24 protein-coding genes are annotated in these 17,474 nt (G+C 66.9%); 11 read left to right on the forward strand and 13 right to left on the reverse strand.

Annotated features, from left to right (window positions below):
* Positions 1-508: 508 nt before the first annotated feature.
* The 3 genes from J0I99_RS11630 to J0I99_RS11640 are packed head-to-tail and all read left to right on the forward strand — an operon-like array spanning position 509 to position 2,165.
* Positions 509-1,012: a YbjN domain-containing protein gene (locus J0I99_RS11630; protein ID WP_291389937.1), complete on the forward strand. Its 504-nt coding sequence runs from the start codon at positions 509-511 to the stop codon at positions 1,010-1,012.
* A complete protein-coding gene (proC, locus tag J0I99_RS11635) occupies positions 1,009-1,827 on the forward strand; it encodes a pyrroline-5-carboxylate reductase (protein WP_291397762.1) in 819 nt (272 codons plus the stop codon). The genes J0I99_RS11630 and proC overlap by 4 nt, the downstream gene beginning before the upstream one ends.
* The gene (locus tag J0I99_RS11640) at positions 1,824-2,165 is read left to right on the forward strand and encodes a tRNA-binding protein (protein WP_291389940.1); all 342 of its coding nucleotides are present in this window, start codon (positions 1,824-1,826) and stop codon (positions 2,163-2,165) included. The genes proC and J0I99_RS11640 overlap by 4 nt, the downstream gene beginning before the upstream one ends.
* Positions 2,166-2,236: 71 nt before the next feature.
* On the opposite strand, the gene J0I99_RS11645 is transcribed toward J0I99_RS11640, so the two are convergent.
* The gene (locus J0I99_RS11645) at positions 2,237-2,689 is read right to left on the reverse strand and encodes a MarR family transcriptional regulator (protein WP_291389933.1); all 453 of its coding nucleotides are present in this window, start codon (positions 2,687-2,689) and stop codon (positions 2,237-2,239) included.
* 200 nt (positions 2,690-2,889) lie between these two features.
* Between J0I99_RS11645 and J0I99_RS11650 the strand changes: the two genes are divergently transcribed.
* Positions 2,890-3,780: a branched-chain amino acid aminotransferase gene (locus J0I99_RS11650; RefSeq protein WP_291397997.1), complete on the forward strand. Its 891-nt coding sequence runs from the start codon at positions 2,890-2,892 to the stop codon at positions 3,778-3,780.
* A 68-nt stretch (positions 3,781-3,848) separates the two neighbouring features.
* Entirely contained in the window at positions 3,849-4,628 is a 780-nt protein-coding gene (locus tag J0I99_RS11655) for an aldolase/citrate lyase family protein (RefSeq protein WP_291397764.1), read from the forward strand.
* Here J0I99_RS11655 and J0I99_RS11660 read toward each other — a convergent pair whose 3' ends face one another.
* From J0I99_RS11660 to J0I99_RS11685, 6 genes are all read right to left on the reverse strand, one after another.
* Complete coding sequence (locus J0I99_RS11660) at positions 4,629-5,066, reverse strand: VOC family protein (protein ID WP_291397766.1); 438 nt, start codon at positions 5,064-5,066, stop codon at positions 4,629-4,631. It lies immediately after the preceding gene.
* Positions 5,063-5,515, reverse strand: coding sequence for a molybdenum cofactor biosynthesis protein MoaE (locus J0I99_RS11665; RefSeq protein ID WP_291397768.1), 453 nt, complete (start codon positions 5,513-5,515; stop codon positions 5,063-5,065). Before J0I99_RS11665 ends, J0I99_RS11660 begins: the two co-directional genes overlap by 4 nt.
* Positions 5,516-5,517: 2 nt before the next feature.
* A complete protein-coding gene (gene moaD / locus J0I99_RS11670) occupies positions 5,518-5,769 on the reverse strand; it encodes a molybdopterin converting factor subunit 1 (protein WP_291397769.1) in 252 nt (83 codons plus the stop codon).
* The gene (gene pgsA / locus J0I99_RS11675) at positions 5,766-6,314 is read right to left on the reverse strand and encodes a CDP-diacylglycerol--glycerol-3-phosphate 3-phosphatidyltransferase (protein ID WP_291397770.1); all 549 of its coding nucleotides are present in this window, start codon (positions 6,312-6,314) and stop codon (positions 5,766-5,768) included. Before pgsA ends, moaD begins: the two co-directional genes overlap by 4 nt.
* A 228-nt stretch (positions 6,315-6,542) precedes the next feature.
* Entirely contained in the window at positions 6,543-7,616 is a 1,074-nt protein-coding gene (locus J0I99_RS11680; protein ID WP_291397771.1) for a 3-deoxy-7-phosphoheptulonate synthase, read from the reverse strand.
* Positions 7,617-7,835: 219 nt separating this feature from the next.
* Entirely contained in the window at positions 7,836-8,318 is a 483-nt protein-coding gene (locus J0I99_RS11685) for a MarR family transcriptional regulator (RefSeq protein ID WP_291391231.1), read from the reverse strand.
* Positions 8,319-8,574: 256 nt separating this feature from the next.
* Here J0I99_RS11685 and J0I99_RS11690 point away from each other — a divergent pair, with 256 nt between their 5' ends.
* From J0I99_RS11690 to J0I99_RS11700, 3 genes are all read left to right on the forward strand, one after another.
* Positions 8,575-9,423 (forward strand): carbohydrate ABC transporter permease, encoded by an 849-nt coding sequence (locus J0I99_RS11690; RefSeq protein ID WP_291397772.1) that lies wholly within the window; start codon positions 8,575-8,577, stop codon positions 9,421-9,423.
* A gap of 14 nt (positions 9,424-9,437) precedes the next feature.
* The gene (locus J0I99_RS11695; RefSeq protein WP_291397998.1) at positions 9,438-10,217 is read left to right on the forward strand and encodes a carbohydrate ABC transporter permease; all 780 of its coding nucleotides are present in this window, start codon (positions 9,438-9,440) and stop codon (positions 10,215-10,217) included.
* 200 nt (positions 10,218-10,417) lie between these two features.
* Complete coding sequence (locus J0I99_RS11700; protein WP_291389919.1) at positions 10,418-10,561, forward strand: DUF1127 domain-containing protein; 144 nt, start codon at positions 10,418-10,420, stop codon at positions 10,559-10,561.
* A gap of 244 nt (positions 10,562-10,805) precedes the next feature.
* On the opposite strand, the gene uvrC is transcribed toward J0I99_RS11700, so the two are convergent.
* Positions 10,806-12,680: an excinuclease ABC subunit UvrC gene (gene uvrC / locus J0I99_RS11705; protein WP_291397773.1), complete on the reverse strand. Its 1,875-nt coding sequence runs from the start codon at positions 12,678-12,680 to the stop codon at positions 10,806-10,808.
* Positions 12,677-13,468, reverse strand: coding sequence for an SDR family oxidoreductase (locus J0I99_RS11710; RefSeq protein ID WP_291397774.1), 792 nt, complete (start codon positions 13,466-13,468; stop codon positions 12,677-12,679). Before J0I99_RS11710 ends, uvrC begins: the two co-directional genes overlap by 4 nt.
* A gap of 259 nt (positions 13,469-13,727) precedes the next feature.
* Between J0I99_RS11710 and J0I99_RS11715 the strand changes: the two genes are divergently transcribed.
* From J0I99_RS11715 to J0I99_RS11725, 3 genes are all read left to right on the forward strand, one after another.
* Positions 13,728-14,057: a hypothetical protein gene (locus J0I99_RS11715; protein ID WP_291397776.1), complete on the forward strand. Its 330-nt coding sequence runs from the start codon at positions 13,728-13,730 to the stop codon at positions 14,055-14,057.
* A 66-nt stretch (positions 14,058-14,123) separates the two neighbouring features.
* Entirely contained in the window at positions 14,124-15,071 is a 948-nt protein-coding gene (locus tag J0I99_RS11720) for a DMT family transporter (RefSeq protein ID WP_291397777.1), read from the forward strand.
* A gap of 76 nt (positions 15,072-15,147) precedes the next feature.
* The gene (locus J0I99_RS11725) at positions 15,148-15,588 is read left to right on the forward strand and encodes a hypothetical protein (RefSeq protein ID WP_291390072.1); all 441 of its coding nucleotides are present in this window, start codon (positions 15,148-15,150) and stop codon (positions 15,586-15,588) included.
* 10 nt (positions 15,589-15,598) lie between these two features.
* Here the strand turns inward: J0I99_RS11725 and J0I99_RS11730 are convergent, their stop codons facing one another.
* The 4 genes from J0I99_RS11730 to J0I99_RS11745 all read right to left on the reverse strand — a co-directional run bounded on the left by J0I99_RS11730 (position 15,599) and on the right by J0I99_RS11745 (position 17,463).
* Positions 15,599-15,826: a hypothetical protein gene (locus J0I99_RS11730; RefSeq protein WP_291397778.1), complete on the reverse strand. Its 228-nt coding sequence runs from the start codon at positions 15,824-15,826 to the stop codon at positions 15,599-15,601.
* A 65-nt stretch (positions 15,827-15,891) separates the two neighbouring features.
* A complete protein-coding gene (locus tag J0I99_RS11735) occupies positions 15,892-16,317 on the reverse strand; it encodes an SH3 domain-containing protein (RefSeq protein ID WP_291397780.1) in 426 nt (141 codons plus the stop codon).
* Between the two features lie 137 nt (positions 16,318-16,454).
* Positions 16,455-16,856, reverse strand: coding sequence for an SH3 domain-containing protein (locus J0I99_RS11740; RefSeq protein WP_291397782.1), 402 nt, complete (start codon positions 16,854-16,856; stop codon positions 16,455-16,457).
* A 148-nt stretch (positions 16,857-17,004) separates the two neighbouring features.
* Positions 17,005-17,463 carry an SH3 domain-containing protein gene (locus J0I99_RS11745; RefSeq protein ID WP_291397783.1) on the reverse strand — a complete coding sequence of 153 codons (459 nt, stop codon included), beginning with the start codon at positions 17,461-17,463 and terminating at the stop codon, positions 17,005-17,007.
* Positions 17,464-17,474: the final 11 nt, after the last annotated feature.

Raw genomic sequence — 17,474 nt, forward strand, 5'->3', positions numbered from 1 at the left:
TGGAGAGAACCAGCCGCGCACGCTCCCTCACGGCAGCGGTCTCACCCAGACCTCGATAAGACCGGCGCGGCGACGGCCGTTTCATTTGCGGACTACCCGCGTGGCCCTGAACCGCGCCGGTCACCCCGCCCATCCATCACCCGGAGCCGGATGGCGGCCGGACGCGAAGGCTCGCCCTCTGGGATCGCGCTTCACCCAACCGTCACATGTCCGGAACGGCGCGCAGCATAGCGCGAGTCGGGCCCGTCCGATTGTGCCAAAATCGGGCAAGCGGGCTGGGGACAGACTCGGGGTCTTAACACCCTGTTAACCCTTCCGGCCGGATCATCCACAGAAGAAAGCCTTGGATGGCTCTGGCAGTCCAATCCCCGGAATCGGGGCTCCAGTGTAGCGTGCCTGCCATAGGACGATTCGTAGGCTCTCCCGCGTCGAGTTCTTTGAAAGTACCGCGTAGGACCGGTTTGCACCGGCCAAGCCCTTACGTTTCGCCCAATGGGACGCTCAGCCAATGACACATATTCTGGAACTGGAACCGGATCGTACGGTGCACCCGGTCGACATCATCGAGCACATCGCCTCGATCAACGACTGGAACTTCGAGCGCCAGGATGCCGACGAGATTTCCATTTCGGTGCGCGGGAACTGGGCCGACTACCACGTCTCGTTCAACTGGATGGAAGACCTCGAGTCCTTGCACATCGCGGCCGCCTTCGACCTCAAGGTGTCCGACATGCGCCGGGCCGAGGTGAAGCAGTTGATCGCCCTGATCAACGAGCAGCTCTGGATCGGCCATTTCGACATGTGGAACCATGAAGGGGTCATCCTGTTCCGCAACTCGCACCTGCTCACGGGCGGCGCCGAGGTGAGTCCGCAGCAATGCGAGGCGCTGCTGCGCTCGGCCACCGACAGCTGCGATCTCTACTACCAGGCGTTCCAGTTCGTGATATGGGCTGGAAAGAGCGCGGCCGACGCGCTCAGCGAGGTCATGTTCGAAACGGTGGGCGAAGCTTGAATCTCTCCGAGATCGGACCGGTTGCCCTGGTCGGGGCCGGCAAGATGGGCCTGGCCCTGGCGCGCGGCTGGATCGCGGGCGGGTTGCCGCCGGACCGGCTGGTGCTGTGTGATCCCAAGCCCGGCGAAGCCGCGGTGCAGTTCGCCGCCGAGCACGGCGTCCGGCTGCTGCCCCGTCCCCTCGGCGTGCTGACGCACGTGCTGGTGCTGGCGGTCAAGCCGCAGGTCATCTACGACGTGATGGCCGAGATCCGGCCCGTGGTCGGCAGCTATACGCTGGTGCTGTCCATCGCCGCCGGCATTCCGCTGGTCGGGCTGTCCGAGGGGCTGCAGACCGAGCGGGTGATCCGCACCATGCCGAATACGCCGGCGCAGGTTGGCCGGGGGATCACCGGCGCCGTCGGGCTGGCGGTCAGCGATGAGGATCGGGCCGTCGCCAACGCGCTGCTCAGCGCCGCGGGGCAGGTCATGTGGTTCGACGACGAGCGGAAGATCGACGCGGTCACTGCCGTGTCGGGCTCCGGGCCCGCCTATGTGTTCTACCTCGTGGAAGCGTTGGCCGAGGCGGCGCGCAAGCAGGGCTTCGACGACGAGCAGGCCATGCAGCTGGCGCGCGCGACGGTAACCGGCGCCGCAGCCCTGCTGGAAGCGGAGAAGGATATGCCGGCGTCCCAGTTGCGCATCAACGTGACATCGCCGAAGGGTACTACCGCGGCCGCGCTCGACGTGCTGATGGCGCCGGACGGGCTGCAGCCGCTGATGGACAGGGCGGTCGACGCGGCCCGCCGGCGCTCGGAAGAGCTCGGGCGGGCCTGATGGTCGAGATCAGCTACGCCGATTTCGACAAGGTCGACATCCGCACCGGTACGATCGTCGAAGCGCGCCCCTTTCCCGAGGCGCGCAAGCCCGCCTACATCCTGCTGATCGATTTCGGTCCCGAGATCGGGATCAGGAAGAGCTCGGCGCAGATCACGGTGCACTACACCCCGGAGTCGCTGGTCGGCCGGCAGGTGCTGGCGGTGGTGAACTTCCCGCCGCGCCAGATCGGGCCGGTGCGCAGCGAAGTGCTGACGCTGGGGTTCGAGGACGAGGCCGGGGCCATCGTGCTGGCGGCAACAGAGCGGACGGTGCCGAACGGCAAGAAGCTGATGTAGGCCGCGGCCGTTACGGCCGGCACAGGCTCCTTCGCGGGGAATGACCCGGTCGAGCGAAGCCGCGGGCGCCGTCAGAGATCGTCGGTCAGCTTCAGCCGATCGAGCAGGGCGCGGTCCTCGGGCTCGACCATGCCGACGAAGAACTTGAGCACGGTGCGCTTGCCCTCGGCGGGCAGGGGGGCGATGGCGGCCTGGATGCGGCTGGTCTGCGTGGCCGACAGCACTTCGAACAGCTCGCGGCCCTTTTCGGTGGCATAGAGCAGGCGCTGGCGGCGGTCGGTTTCGCCCGTCTTCTGCTCGATATAGCCGTTGTCGACGAGCTGGCGCAGCACGCGCGCCAGACTCTGCTTGGTGATCTTCAGGATATCGAGCAGGTCGGCAACCGGCATCCCGGGGCGCAGGTTGGCGAAGAACAGCACCCGGTGATGCGCGCGCCCGAATCCCTGGCGTTCGAGCAACGCGTCAGCATCGCCAACGAAGTCCCTGTAGGCAAAGAAGAACAGCCCCATGACGTCGAGGGGCATGGCCCCAGCGGCCGTCGCGGCCAAATTTATGTCAGCCTTGTTGACACTTATTTTGCCCGATGCCATCATCCCCTCATTGACAGGACCAATGTTGCCTTATCCCAAAGCCGTTCCGGTTTGCCAAGGGTACGCCGGTGAGGCAGGATCATCGCAACAAGCACGGCAGTCTGTTCGGCTGCAATAAAGATGAGTGGGAGAGACTGATGGCAATTCCGATGGACCAGCGCGACGGCTGGATCTGGTTCGACGGGCAGATGGTGCCGTGGAAGGACGCGAAGATCCACGTCCTGACCCATGGGCTGCACTATGCCAGCACGGTGTTCGAGGGCGAGCGGGCCTATGGCGGCGAGATCTTCAAGTCCCGCCAGCATACCGAGCGCCTGATCCAGTCGGGCAAGACCCTCGACTTCACCATTCCCTACTCGGTCGACGAGATCGAGGCTGCCAAGCGCCTCGTGCTCGATAAGAACGGCCTCGTCGACGCCTATGTTCGCCCGGTCGCCTGGCGCGGCTCCGAGGAGCTGTCGGTGCCCGGCCGCAATAACAAGGTGCACCTCGCTATCGCCTCGTGGGTGTGGCCGAGCTATTTCTCGGTCGAGGAGAAGCTCAAGGGCATCCGCCTCGAATGGAGCCGCTGGAAGCGCCCGAGCCCCGAGACCATCCCCTGCACCGCCAAGGCCGCCGGCCTCTACATGATCTGCACGTTGTCGAAAGACGCGGCGATGGCCAACGGCTATGCCGACTCGCTGATGCTCGACTATCGCGGCTATGTCGCAGAGGCGACCGGCGCCAACGTGTTCTTCATCAAGGGCGACGAGATCCACACCCCGACCCCCGACTGCTTCCTCAACGGCATCACCCGGCAGACGGCGATCGAGCTGGCCAAGCAGAACGGCTACAAGGTGGTCGAGCGCCACATCCTGCCCGAGGAACTGTCGAATTTCGACGAGTGCTTCCTCACCGGCACGGCGGCGGAAATCACCCCGGTCTCCGAGGTCGGCCAGTACAAGTTCAAGCCGGCCAAGGGCTGCACCACGCTGATCAACGCCTATACCGAGGCCGTGACGCCCAAGAAGGTGGCGGCCGAGTAAGTCGGCCGAATTGACGAGTTGATCGAACCCCGCCCATGTGGCGGGGTTCGTGCTTTGGGGAGGAAGCGATGAGTCTGCCGGCGCTGCGCGAGCGGCTGAAGAGCGGTGTGCCGCTGGTCGCCACGTTTTCGATCATCCCGTCCGTCGAGGTGGTTGAACTGATCGGGCTCGCCGGGTTCGACGCCGTGATCCTCGATATCGAGCATGGCGCACATGGCAGCGAGGCGCTCGGCCCGCTGATCCTGGCCGCGCGGGCGCGGGGCCTCTACCCGCTGGTGCGGGTGCGCAGCAGCGAGCCGACGGAGATTGCCGCGGCGCTCGACGCCGGCGCGGCGGGTGTGATCGTGCCGCAGATCGGCTCGCTCGCCGAAGCCGAAAAGGCGGTGCGCGCCGCGCGCTTCGCGCCTGACGGCAACCGCGGCGCCAACCCGTTCGTCCGCGCCGCCGATTATTCCGGCCGGCTCGAGTGGTTCGCCGAGGCCAACCGCGACGTCGCCGTCCTGCTGATGATCGAGGGGCAGGGCGGGCTGGCGGATGCGGAGCATATCGTGAAGCTTCCGCATCTCGACGGCATCTTCATCGGGCCGATGGACCTGTCGCATGCGCTCGGCGTTCCGGGCGAGATGGCACATCCGGAGGTCGTGTCGGCCATCCGACTGGTGATTGCGGCCTGCAAGGCAGAGGGCATCACGGCCGGCATCTTCGCGGGTACGCCGGAGGCGGCGAAGCGATGGTTCGGCGAGGGTGTCAGCCTTGCGGGGGTCGGGGTCGATACCGGACACCTGCTCGCCGCGCTGCGCGGGGTCGTTGCCGCCACGAAGGCCGGCCAGGGCGGCCCGCTGCCCTGACTAGCCGCGCCCATCCGGATAGACGGCGGGGCCCTTGAGCTCGAGCTTGTTGCCCCACGGATCGAGCACGTAGAACGAGTTGCCCATACCGCGCGCGCCGCCGTGGAAGGCTTCGCGGTCGATCGCTACGCCGTGCCTCGACAGATGGGCGCGCATCTCGTCCTCATCGAACGGGGTGAGGGCAATGCAGACATGGTCGACATTGCGGCCACCCTTGACCGGGGGGATGGCGGACGCCGCGCCCGGATGCGTGATATCCCACAGTACGATCAGCGCCGCCCCGCACCAGACCTGCTCCATACCGAGTGCCGGATAGGAATAACCGGGCTGGCAACCGAGCACATCGGCGTACCACTTCGTGGCCTTGGCGAGGTCGTCGACGATGAAGACAACGTGGTCGAGGCCGACGAGGGAAAATGGTGGGCTGCTATCGGTCACTTGCGGTTCCATTTGTCACGGGCGTGGTCGTCTTCCGCTTTCGCCTCGACCCAGCGGTTTCCGGCGGGCGTGGCCTCCTTCTTCCAGAAGGGGGCGTCGGTCTTCAGATAGTCCATCAGGAACGAGGCGCCGTCGAATGCCGCCTGCCGGTGCGGGGCGAGGGTCATCACCTGGACGATCGGTTCGCCGGAATCGAGCGCGCCGTAGCGGTGGATGACAGCGGCCTTGATCAGGCCGAACCGCGCCACGGCTTCGGCGATGGCCCTGCCGATCTGGGCCTCGGCCAGCTCGGGATAGGCCTCGAGCGTCAGGGTGCTGACCGGATCGTCGGGGCGGGAGCGGACGAGGCCGGTAAAGGTCACAGCCGCGCCGGCGCCGGCGCTTGCCGCGAGAAAGGCATTGGTCTCGGCGCCGGGATCGAAAGGCGCCGCCTGCAGCCGGACGGACACGTTCAGCCGCCTGTCATCGGCGGGAACAGGGCGATGACCTTGGCGTTGCCGATGGGGGCGGTATGCGGCACGATCTCGGTGTCGAGCGCCGCCTTGATCAGCTGCGGCTTTTGCATTGCCAGATCAGCGGCTTCGTCGCGATCCCTGAGCCACTGAATCAGGTCGCCTACGGTCACCACCTCGGCCGGCAGGTCGACATCCTCCTCGCCGCGATTGAGGCGTTCGCGCAGCCAGGCGAAGTAGCGGATCTTCATATTTCGGGCCCCGAAAGATACGGCCAGGTCGAGCGCAGGTACTCCCAGCCCGTCCACACCGTCAGCCCGGCCGCGATCCAGAGGAACAGGTGGGCGATGAAGCCCAGCCCGAGCAGCATCGGGGCGGCCATGATCATGGCGAGGGCGACGAGCTGGGTGGTGGTCTTCCACTTGGCGAGAAAAGTCACCGGCACCTCGATGGCGCGGTTGCCCAGGTATTCGCGCAGGCCGGCGACGAAGATTTCGCGCATCAGGATGGCGATGGCCGGGATCAGGTCCCAGCCGGAGAAATCGCGCGTGAAGGCGAAGGTGACGATCAGCGCGCCGACCAGCAGCTTGTCGGCGATCGGATCGAGCATCTTGCCGAGCGCCGAGTTGAGGTTCATCCGGCGCGCGAGGAAGCCATCGAGCCAGTCGGTGATGGCGGCGGCGATGTAGAGCAGGAGCGCGAGCCAGCGCAGCCACTCCCAGCCGCTCAGCAGGAACAGGCAGATGACCGGAATCGCGAGGATGCGCGCGATGGTCAGCTGGTTGGGAAGCGACATCAGTTGCGGCGGGATCTGCATGGGCGGAGAAGACGCTATCGGCGTGGCGCGGTCAAGGCGGGGCAGGGGATGGTGGTGGCGAGGGTTCAGGGAGGGTTGCCGGCGCCGGCAGCACGGCAGACTGGGTGTCATCCCCGCGAAAGCGGGGATCTCCGTTTGCTGCACCATCCCAAACAGAGGTCCCCGCTTTCGCGGGGATGACCCTGTGGTTGGCTGATGTATCGTGCCTCAGGCCACCAGTTGCCCCGTCGCGCGGCGGCGTTCTTCCACGGACTCGGCCAGCTTTTCGAGCGTCTCGACCGTGGTGTCCCAGTCGATGCAGGCATCGGTGATCGACTGCCCGTAGACCAGCTCCTTGCCCGGCACGAGGTCCTGGCGGCCGGCGACGAGGTTGGATTCGATCATCACGCCGATGATCCGCTTGTCCCCGGCAGCCAGCTGGGCGCCGACCTCGGCGAGGACGAGGGGCTGGTTCTCCGGCTTCTTGGACGAGTTGGCGTGGCTGGCGTCGATCATCACGGCCGGGCAGATTCCGGACTTCTCGGCCTCCGCGCACGCCGCATCGACGCTCTCGGCGCCGAAGTTCGGCACCTTGCCGCCGCGCAGGATGATGTGGCAGTCGTCGTTGCCGGTGGTCGCGGCGATGGCCGAACGGCCCGACTTGGTGACGGCGAGGAAATGGTGCGGCTGGCTGGCCGACTTCACCGCGTCGAGCGCGATGCGGACATTGCCGTCGGTGCCGTTCTTGAAGCCGACCGGGCAGCTCAGCCCCGAGGCCAGTTCGCGGTGGACCTGGCTCTCGGTGGTGCGCGCGCCGATGGCGCCCCACGAGACGAGGTCGGCGAAATACTGCGGGGTCGTCATGTCGAGGAATTCGGAGCCGGCGGGCAGGCCGAGATTGTTGATCTCGAGCAGCACCGAGCGGGCAAGCCGCAGGCCGTTGTCGATATCGAAGCTGCCGTCGAGATTGGGATCGTTGATGAGGCCCTTCCAGCCGACGGTGGTGCGGGGCTTCTCGAAATAGACGCGCATGACGATCTCGAGGCTGCCGGCGAGGCGCTCACGGACCGGCGCGAGGCGGCGGGCATAGTCCAGCGCGGCCTTGGGGTCATGGATGGAGCAGGGGCCGACGACGACGGCGAGGCGGTCGTCGGTGCCGTGCAAGATGTTGTGCAGCGCGTGGCGGGCGCTGATCACCGTGCGGGTGGCGGCGTCGGTGCGCGGGAACTCGCGGATCACTTCCTCCGGTGTTCGGAGTTCGCGAAGTCCCTTGATGCGCAGGTCGTCGGTGGATTTCAGCATTTGTCGTCGGCTCCTCGGGGATCTGGTGAGCACCGGCGACGAAAAAGCCGCCAGTTGCTGGCGGCTTTTCGGGAATTCTATCGCTTGGTCTATGAGATCAAACGCGCCCCTCCGGCTGCCAGCGGCTTCCGTTGCTAAAGTACCAATAGAAGTAGGTGGCGCGGAGGTTCATGGGCGAGGTTTGTAGCCGAGTACGAAGTACTTGTCACGAGCCTGTCCTCATCCGTTCGTCGAATGGCCCGGATCGGGGCGCTGGCATTGCCTGCCGCCGGCTAGCTTGATGGCGTCGAGCACCCGGGCTGCAGCATGGATGTCGGCAAGATCGAGGTCTCTGAAGATGTCGAGGCGAAGGCGCTGGATGTCGTCGTTCACCTCGGTGACGACTTCCCGGCCACGTGGCGTAAGCGAGACGGAATTGGCGCGGCGGTCGTTCGGGTCGGGCCTGCGCGTGACCAGGCCCGAGGCCTCGAGTTCGTCGATCAGGCGGACGAGCGAGGCGCCCTCGATGCCCACCGCCTCGGCCAGCGCGTTCTGGCGGACGTTCTCGCCCAGGCGGTCGATCCAGATCAGCGGCGCTGACGCAGCCTCCGACACGCCGTGGCGGGCCGCCGCCTCGCGCGCCATCTTGCGCCACAGCCGTCCGGCCAGCAGCAGGTCTCTCGTCATGTCGCGCAGCATGTCGGCGCGATTGCTCGTTGTCATTGACTACAACCCCAGTCCCCAACCGGTGCGATCCGGCCGTGATCGCGTCCCCGGCGGCCAATTCCAGCACGTCCGGCGCGACCCCCCCGAACAACCACGAATGCACGGGGTTGGGCAACACCACCTTGGGATGGCACCGCGAGCACGGCGGGTCGATCGCCTCGATGACACTGCTTCCGCATGGTGCAGGCCCTGAAAGGGCGGGGGCGACCCGGTGGTTGACCTGACCGGCCCGAGGCCGCAAAAGCCTTGGGCCATGACAAAGCGCAGCAACAGGCTCGACAATCGCACGGCGCTGCCCCTGGTGGCGCCGTTCGTCATCGTCTATGCGGCGCTGTTCCTCTATCCGACGCTGCAGATGCTGGCGATGAGCCTCACCAGCGGGCAGCTTATCGTGCCGGGCGAGTTCGTCGGGCTCGACAACTATCTCAAGCTCTTCCGCGACTGGCGCTTCGGCAATTCGGTGCGCAACACGGCCCTGTTCGTGGCGCTGACCGTGGTGCCGGGGACGCTGCTCGGCCTCGCCTTCGCCATGCTGGTGGTGCGCCTCGGGCGCTTCTGGCAGGGGCTCGTGCTGGCGGCGTTCTTCCTGCCCTACGTGCTGCCGGTGACGACGGTGACCTCGATCTGGACGTGGTTCGCGTACGGGCCCGGCCAGGTCATCCTGCCCGAGCGAGTGCTGGCGATGCCGGCCTTCGTGCTGCCGATGGCGGCCGCGATCACCATCTGGTGGACCGTCGGCTTCAACGTGCTGCTGTTCATGGCCGGACTCAAGAACATCCCGGCCGAGCTCTACGAGGCGGCCAAGCTCGATGGGGCAGGGCGCTGGGTGCTGTTCCGCGACGTCACCTGGCCGCTGATCTGGCCGGTGACGGCGCTGGTGCTGACCATCCAGCTGATCACCCAGATCAAGGTGTTCGACCAGGTGTACCTGCTGGTGCAGGGCGGACGGGTCGACGCTTCGATGGTGCTGGTGCAGTACATCTACACGCTGGCCTTCCAGCGCAACCAGGGTGGCTATGCGGCGACCGTGGCCGTGGCACTGTTCGTGATCGTCGCGGCGCTGTCGGTGCTGCAGTTCCAGCTGCTGAGGGCGCGCAAGTGAGCCGGCGGCTGAACATGGCGGGGTTGGTGCTGGCGGTCCTGACGCTGGCGGCGAGCGTCGCCTGGGCCTATCCGCTGGTCTGGGCGGTGATGGCGACGGTGGCGCCGCGGGCGCAGGGCTCGCTCCTCGACGGGCTCGGCGTCTATGCCGATGCGCTGGTGAACACGCCGATCGGGCTCTGGTACCTCAACTCGCTGGTAACCTCGGGGACGGTGACGGCAGTCGTCATCGGCATCAGCGCGGCGGCGGGGTACGCCATCTCGCAGCTTGAGTTCCGCGGGCGGAAGTTGCTGTGGGGCGTCATCCTCGCGAGCTTCATGATTCCGGTGCAGGCGCTGATCGTGAACCACTTCCTCCTGATGAACAGCTGGAAGCTGATCAACACCTGGGCCGGCGTGATCCTGCCGCAGCTGATCGCGCCGGTGGCGGTGATCGTCTACAAGCAGTTCTTCGACAGCATGCCGAGGGAACTGGGCGAGGCGGCGCGGGTGGACGGCGCGAGCCATGCGCGCGTGCTGTGGAACATCTACCTGCCGGCCAACTGGGGCGTCACGGCCGCGCTTTCGATCATCGTCTTCATCGGGGCGTGGAACGCGTTCCTGTGGCCGTTCCTCGTGGTGACCAAGGAGCCGCTGATGAACATCACCGTGGCCATCGGGCAGATCGAGCAATACATGGGCGTTGGCGGCCTGGCGGCGGCCCTGCTCGCCGGGCTGCCGGTGGCGGCGGTCTACCTCGTCTTCCAGCGCAAGGTGACCGAGGCGATCATGCTGTCGTCCGGCATCAAGGGGTGATCGCATTTCCGCCGCAGGATTGCCGCGCGGATGAACGGAAGCTGAACAAGAACCGGCCTTTGGCTGATCAAGATGAATCGAAACTTAACGGCAGTTAATCCTGCCTGCGCTGATTGCATAGCTCGGTTGCGAAATACCCTACTGCTCCAGTCGGGTTGGTGGACCTATATCCAGGTCACCAAACAGAAGGGGAAAACGAAATGAACATCCGCCAGAAGCTTTCGCAGATCGCCGCCTACAACCGCACCGTCCGTGAGCTGTCGCAGCTGAGCAATACCCAGCTCCGTGACCTCGGCATCACCCGCGAAGACATCAAGTCGGTCGCGCGGACTGCGGTCAACTAAGCTTCGATCACTGTGATCGTATGAACGAAGGCGCCCATCGGGCGCCTTTTGTTTTTTTCCCGCCCCACCCCCAGCTGTCATCCCGGGCTCGACCCGGGATCCATCGCTCCACCGGCGCGAGCTACGCGTTGGGTCCCTGCTTTCGCAGGGATGACACCGAGAGTGACTGGAATATCGGTGACTCAGCTGCTCGCGCAAAACTACGAACCAGCGCTCGGGGCAAACGCCTCGCCGGGCCGTCGTGCTAGCTGCCGTTGAAGTGGTCGTAGATCTGCTGCGCCAGCGCGCTCGAGACGCCCGGGACCGACTGGAGGTCGGCGAGGGCGGCGCGGCTGACGGCCTTGGCCGAGCCGAAGCGCTGGAGCAGGGCGCGCTTGCGGGTCGGGCCGATGCCTTCGATCTCGTCGAGCGGGTTGGTGATGGCGGCCTTCTGCCGCTTGGCGCGATGGGTGCCGATGGCGAAGCGGTGGGCTTCGTCGCGCAGGCGCTGGACGTAGTAGAGCACCGGGTCGCGATGCGGCAGCATGAAGGGCTCGCGGCCCTCCATGTGGAATTTCTCGCGGCCGGCGTCGCGCTCCTCGCCCTTGGCGATGCCGATGAAGGTCACCTCCCGGGGCAGGTTCAGGCCGGAGATCACCTCGCGCACAGCGTTGAGCTGGCCGGCGCCGCCGTCGATGAACACGACGTCGGGCCAATCCGGCATGGTGCCCTCCTCGTCGTCGGCCATCGGGTCACTCTCGTTGGCAAGGCGGGTGAAGCGTCGGGTCAGCACCTCGCGCATCATGCCGAAGTCGTCGCCCGGCGTGATGTCGGTCGAGCGGATGTTGTAGGTGCGGTAGTGCTTCTTGCTCAGCCCCTCCTCGCCGGCGACGATCATGGCGCCGACGGCGTTGGTGCCGGAGATGTGCGAGTTGTCGTAGACCTCGATGCGGCGCGGCGGCTCGTCGAGGCCGAACAGGGTGGCGACACCCTCGAGCAGCGCCTTCTGCGTCGCGCCTTCCGCCAGCTGGCGGCCGAGCGCCTCGCGGGCGTTGTTGAGCGCGTGCTGGACCAGGTCCTTCTTCTCGCCGCGCTGCGGGACCTGGACCGACACCTTGTGGCCGGCCTTGCCGGACAGGGCCTCCTCCATCAGTTCGGTCTCGCTGAGCGGATGCGAAAGCAGGATCTGCCGGGGCGGGGTGCGGTCCTCGTAGAACTGGCCGATGAAGGCTTCGAGCACCTCCGCATCGGTCAGCGAAGCGTCGGCGCGGGGGCGGAAGGCGTGGTTGCCCCAATTCTGGTAGGCGCGGAAGAAGAACACCTGCACGCAGAACTGGCCGGCCTCGTGCCCGATGGCGAAGACGTCGGCTTCCTCGACGGTCTTGGCGGCGACGTCGCCCTGCGATTGCACCAGGGCGAGCGCCGACAGGCGATCGCGGAGCAGGGCGGCGCGCTCGAAATCGAGGGCTTCCGCCGCCTTGTTCATGTCCTCGGCGAGGTGGTCCTGCACCACCTTGGACTTACCGGAGAGGAACTGGCGGGCCTCCTCGACCAGCACGTTGTAGTCGGCGAGCGAGATTTCGCCGGTGCAGGGGGCCGAGCAACGCTTGATCTGGTGCAGCATGCAGGGCCGGGTGCGGCCCCTGTAGAAGCTGTCCGAGCAGGTGCGGAGCAGGAAGGCGCGCTGCAGCGCGGTGATGGTGCGCTTGACCGCCAGCGCCGAGGCGAAGGGGCCGAAATAGTGGCCCCTGGTGCGACGCGCCCCGCGATGTTTCCGGAGTTCGGCGGCCTCGTGCTCGGTGGCAATGAGAATGTAGGGGAAGCTCTTGTCGTCGCGCAGCAGCACGTTGAAGCGCGGCTTCAGGCGCTTGATCAGGTTGGCCTCGAGCAGGAGCGCTTCGGCTTCCGTTTCGGTGCGCACGAACTCCATGTTGCGCGTGGCTTCGATCATCCGCCGGATGCGGATGTCGAGGCCCTCGGGGCGGGTGTAGTTGGTGACGCGCGCCTTGAGGTTGCGCGCCTTGCCGACATAGACGACCTCGCCGGCCTCGTCGAACATGCGGTAGACGCCGGGCGAGGTTGGCAGGGTCTTGACGAAGCCGCGGATGATGTCGGCGCCGTGCACGGGCGTATCGGTCATCTGCGCCTCGGCGTGGGGCCGCGACGGGCCGGCCACTCGATATGCTCGCCGCCATCGAGGGCGATCATCTGCCCCGTCATGGCCGGCAATGCGAGGATCGCAAGCACCCCGTCGGCGATGCCATCCGGATCGGCCGCAGTGCCGAGGGGCAGTTCAGTGAGGCGACGCGCATGCGCCTCCGGGGTCACGTGCGGGGGCGGCGCGGTGGGGCCCGGGGCGACTGCGTTGACGCGGATGCGGGGCGCCAGCGACTGGGCCAGGGTCCGCGTCATCGTCCAGAGCACGGACTTGCTCAGCGTGTAGCTGAAATAGGCCGGCGACAGGTCGAGGACGCGCTCGTCGATGATGTTGACGATGTTGCCCTGGACGTCGTCCGGCAATTGCGCGGCGAAATCGCGGGCGAGAAAAGCCGGCGCCTCGGCGTGGACGGCGAAATGTGCGTCCCAAAGGGCCTCGTCGAGGTCGGTTGCGGCATCGCGCTCGAACAGGGAGGCGTTGTTGACCAGCAGGGTCAGCGGACCGAAGGCCTTGCCGGCTTCGGCCACCACGCGGACCCGCTCGGACCGATCCGCAAGGTCGGCGCCCACGGTCGCGGCGCGGCCGCCAGCGGCGCGGATCCCGGCCGCAACCGTCTCGGCCTTCCCGGCCGAGCTGCGGTAATGGACAATCACCGCCCAGCCCGAACGCGCGAGGCGGCGCGCGATGGCCGCGCCGACCCGATCGGCGGCACCGGTGACGAGGGCGACCCGGCGATTGTCGGCCGGCTGATGTGTGGCTGCGGATGTCATGAGTCGTGGTGGAAGATAGGACCTGACGGTCCGCGCTTCAATCGACAGCGCGACGGTTGCGGTGCCGCAGGACAGGGCAGCTGATGGGTAAGTAACGTTGACACAGTATCTGTAGAAGCGGCCGTCGGGTGCATGATTTCCCCTGCCTATTCAAGTGGGTGAGCAGCGATGACTACCGACTCTCGCTGATCAGGCCTATGCTCCTGCTGCGAGTTGGGGGCCAACCCTGGCTTCCAATGCTGGATACGAGGAGCGTCCAATGGAAGCAATTGTCTCTATTCTGGTGCAACTGATCGCCGGCGGCGTCGGCGGCAACGGCCTGGCGGCCGTGGTAAAGCAGATCAATCTGGGGCCGGTGGGCAACTCGATCGCGGGCGCGATCGGCGGCTGGCTGGGCACCTGGCTTGCCGGGCAGATTCCCGGACTTTCGGGCCTGGTCGGCGGCGCCGCTGCCGCGGCGGCCGGCACCGCCGGCGGGCTCGATATCGGCGCGCTGGCCGGGCAGGGCGTGACCGGCCTGGTCGGCGGCGGCATCCTGACGGCCATCGCCGGGCTGATCAAGAACGCCACTATGAAGAGCAGCACATAAGCGGCATAAGTCGCATGCCTGCCCCGGGCCGACCAGCCCGGGGCCTTACCTTTATAGAGACTTTCCATGAGTGAGCATGACGCCGGCCAATCGCGCCGGCGCGCTGACAACGTCGCCATGGGCATCGGCCTTTCGGTGCTGGCGATCATCATCTTCGGCGTGCAGGACGCCGTTTCGAAATCCCTGGTGCAGACGCATTCGCCGTTCCAGATCGCGATGGTCCGGTTCTGGGCGTTCGCGGCCTTTTCCCTGTGGCTGGTCAGCAGGCAGGCACCGCTCAGGCAAGCGTTCCGCTCGCGCTTCCCGGTGCTGCAGGTGGCGCGGGCGGTGCTGCTCGTGATCGACATCTGGGCCTTCGCCATGGCGCTGCGGACGGTGCCGCTGGCGGAACTGCAGGCGGTGGTGCTGGTCTATCCGCTGCTGGCGACGCTGATGGCGATCCCGATCCTGGGCGAGCGGGTCGGGGTGTTCCGCCTCCTCGCCGTGGCGGTCGGCTTTGCCGGCGCGCTTGTGATCGTCCGGCCGGGCGGGTTGCCGATCGACGGCGGGGTGCTGTTCGCGCTGCTCTCGGCAGCCACCTATGCCCTCTACATCGCGCTGACCCGCAAGGTCTCCGCCGTCGACAGCACGGCGACGAGCATGGTCTATGCCGGGGTTGGCGGACTGGTCCTGACCACAGCCGTCGGGGTGTTCTTCTGGACGCCGTTCGAGGGCGAGGCGCTGTGGCAGATGGCGTTCATGACCGTCAGTTCCACCGCCGCGCACGGGCTGATGACGGTGGCGCTGGCGCGAGCGCCGGCGAGCACGCTGCAGCCGTTCAACTACCTGGCGCTGCCCTGGGGAATCTTCCTCAGCTACCAGTTCTTCGGCCACCTGATCGATCCGGTGGCCCTGGTCGGCGGCGCGGTGATCGTAGGGGCCGGCCTCGTGGTGATGGCGCGCGAACGGCACCTTAGCCGGGCGGGGCGCAATACCGCGCCGTCCGTGGCCGAGGAAGAGACGCCGCCACACTGATCGCACCTTGAATCGCGGCATCGCGGGGGACATCTGAATTGCGATGGGCGCTGGGCCCGCGACACGGAGTTCGCCAATGATCGTCTTGCTGGAAGTCCTGGCAGCTCTGGGGCTGATCGGGGTCGTGCTCAGCTACTTCTTCCGCGGCCGGCGCGAGGCCGAGCGGCAGGAGGTGATCGACCGGCGCGTCGAGGCCTACATGCAGACGATCCGGCGCGAAGGCGGCAATTCGGAACTGGCGCAGATGGGCGACCTCGAGCTCAGGGACCTGCTGCTGTCGGGGGCGCGCAACCTGCGTATCCAGGCGGAGCGGCGCTGGTACATCCTGCTCGGGGGCGGCGCGGCCGCCTTGCTGGCGGCGATCGCGATCGGCACGGAGGAGGGGACGCGCGGCTTCGGCATCGTGCTGCTGATCGCCGCGGTGGTGCTCTACGGCCTCAACGAGTTCCTCGGCCGGCGGGCCAGGGAGCCACTGGTCTCGCGCGGGATCGATGTGGAGCGGCTGCGCGTCGAATAGGCGGGGCGGGTCAGAGCCGGCGCATCTTGCCGACGACGAAGACCACGATGGCGGCCAGGATGAGGACGAACGGCGCCAGGAACAGGATGCTGACGACCAGCCCATCGGGCTCGAGGTGCAGCATCTGCTGCGCCTCGCGCAAGCCGAACTGTTCGAGGAAATAGAGGCCGAGCCCGAGGCTCGACAGCGTGGCCGCGAGCTTGACATAGGGCTTGGAGTTGTTGGCCGGGGCGGGCATCGGTCACCAGGACAATTCGCACTGGGGGACTAGATAGCCCCCCAGCCGGTGGCCGACAAGCCGGGTCAGTCGCGGAAGCACAGCGACGTGTTGGCACTGCCCCAGCAGACCTGGCTGCGGAAGAAGGGGTAGATCGGGCGATAGCGGTAAGTCGGCCGCTCGAAGAGGAAGAAGTCCTCGCCGTCGGAATAGCCCGGGTCATAGCGGTCATAGCGGTCATAGCGGCCATGGCGATCGGCCGCGAGGTAGTTGGCGTTGACCCAGCCGTCGGGGCCCGGCTTCTGCACCATGCACCAGGCGCCGCGGCAGTAGCTCACCTCGACGCGCTCGCCGATGCGGAGCACGTCGACCACGGGATAGCCGGTGCCGGCGCCGGCGCGGACGTTGACCGTGGCGGAGGCATAGGCCGGCGCAGCCAGCGCGGTGGTGGCACCAATTGCGAAAGCGAGCGCCGCGCTTGCAGCACCCAGGGCGATGCGATGAAGGAGCATGGGATCGATCCTTTCAGGAGAGATGGTGGTTGTCCCCCGAACGGGGAAACGGTGCGCCGGGTTTCCTGAACCGAAAATGAACGAGAGCCTCGCTGCCGGGTGCAGGGAGGCTCTCGCCAGACGATCGATGCGTGGCGTCAGAACTGGGTGCCGAAGCAGAACTGCGCGTTCTTGCCGTCGACGCAGAACGAGCTGCCGAAGCCGGGCTTCACCGGGTAGGTCGGGTAGTCGTCGTAGTAGCCGAAATCGAGCACGTTGGCCTTCACCCAGCCGTCGGGGCCGGGGATCTGCAGCTTGTACCAGTTGTTCCACTGGCCGATGACCTTGACCTTCTGGCCTTCCTCGACCCAGTTCACGGTCGCGGAGGCGTTCTGGTGGAACTGGCGGACCTTGGCGTCGGTATCGACATAGGCCCAGGTGGCGGCCATGGAGGCACCGGCGGTGGCGAGCAGCACGGCGGTGGCTACGGCGACGGTCTTGAGGGTGCGGGTGAGCATTTGTCCGGAGTCCTTGGCTATCTCGTGGGGCATCTCTGCCATGACCGCAACCCTAGTCCCGGCCGGCTGAACGCAGGCTGAACCGGGCCTTTAGCTGCCGTTGGCCATGCCGGCACGCGCTACCGCCGCTCTGCGGGCGAACGCACCACAATCGCGTCCGGGGTGCTGTCGCGGCGCGGGGAGGGACCGGTTACTGCTCGCAGAACGGGTTGCTGTCGTCCCAGTCGCCGTTCCGGTCGGGGCCGCAGAAGCCGAGCGGATCGAGCGGATCGAACCCGAGGAAACGGTGCGGCGTGACCTCGAGCTTGGCGCCCGAGCCGACGAGATAGGAGCCACGCACCCAGCCCACCGGATTGCCGGACTTGTCGAGGAACAGGCACCAGCCGGAATCGCGGGTGCAGCGCTGCAGGTGCACTTCGGCGCCCTTCCTGAGCGTGCCGATGGCGGCATAGCCGACGCCGGGGCCGGTGCGGATCGGGAGGTCGCCGGAGGCGCGGGCGGTGGCGCGGGAGGCGGCTTCGGCCGAAAGCGGGGCGAGGGCCGCGGCGAGGAGCGCGGTGACGACGAGGATGGCGCGCAGGCGCATGGTGGTTCTCCAGGAAACGCCGGTCCGGATGCCGATGATACCGCCGAAGCGCGGGACCGGCACGGCTTTTCTGC

The organism is Devosia sp. (assembly GCF_017307495.1).
Classification (GTDB): domain Bacteria; phylum Pseudomonadota; class Alphaproteobacteria; order Rhizobiales; family Devosiaceae; genus Devosia_A.